The organism is Longirhabdus pacifica (assembly GCF_004115085.1).
GTDB classification, from domain to species: Bacteria; Bacillota; Bacilli; order Paenibacillales; family DSM-105158; genus Longirhabdus; species Longirhabdus pacifica.
Genome location: NZ_QXJP01000067.1, coordinates 1 through 811 on the forward strand (window position 1 = coordinate 1; position 811 = coordinate 811).

The 811-nt window shown below is 34.6% G+C and carries 1 protein-coding gene; it reads left to right on the forward strand.

Going from position 1 to position 811, the window contains the following annotated elements; translation table 11 throughout:
* On the forward strand, positions 1-439 hold a 439-nt coding region (locus D1Z92_RS17090; RefSeq protein ID WP_206099782.1), incomplete at its 5' end, for a hypothetical protein.
* Between the last annotated feature and the right edge of the window lie 372 nt (positions 440-811).

Here is an 811-nt window from a genome sequence, read left to right on the forward strand (position 1 = left end):
CGTTCGCCTTAGCAAAAAGGAAAAATACTCCTTCTGGAATATTACGCTTCGCTTTCCAAAAGGAAAAAATATAGGGAGTGAATCAAAGATGAATATAAGAAAGTTTTTCAAGAAGAGGCTAAAGCAGGAGATTAAAAAATTGAAGCGTTTTGATTGGGAAATGATAAGTTGTTCTGTTCAACAATATCGTTTAGGGGTTCTTACTGGAAGAAAGAAAGGCATAGAGAATGCTATGTTTAGTATGGCTGATGGTGATGATAGTTTCCAAGAACTGGTGAGTTGGATGAGCGAGCAGTTAGATGATTTGAATGATGTGATAGAAAATATACCAGAAGAAGATTATGGGTTTAATGAAGGAGTATTGATTGGAATGAGAGATTGCTTGGCTGAATCCAAATTTATACTTTGCTGTGATTGTTGTTTAGAAGTTAATGGATGATAAGGGGGGCTCTCCCCCTAGAAAGGTGACATTTGCATTACAAATGTTTTTATTTTCTACTGGCATGGTAAGGAGCTGCTGATGCAGCTCCTCTTTAATAAAAACATCTAGTAAAAGCATATGCAAATAGGTTCATTGCTACTGTTCAATTCATAGATTATTATTTTAAAAATATAACAATACTATTTATTAAAAAATTACAATACGAAATTGATTTAAGTAAAAATAAAAAGTTCTTATCTTTTGTTCCCCTAGCCATACGCTACCTAAAAGGCAAGCGAATAACCAGGACTAAGCCATGCGGCAAAGTCCTGGTATATTCCATTGCCTTTTTTAACGGCAGCTACAAGGAAGAAGAAAAGATAGAAAGGA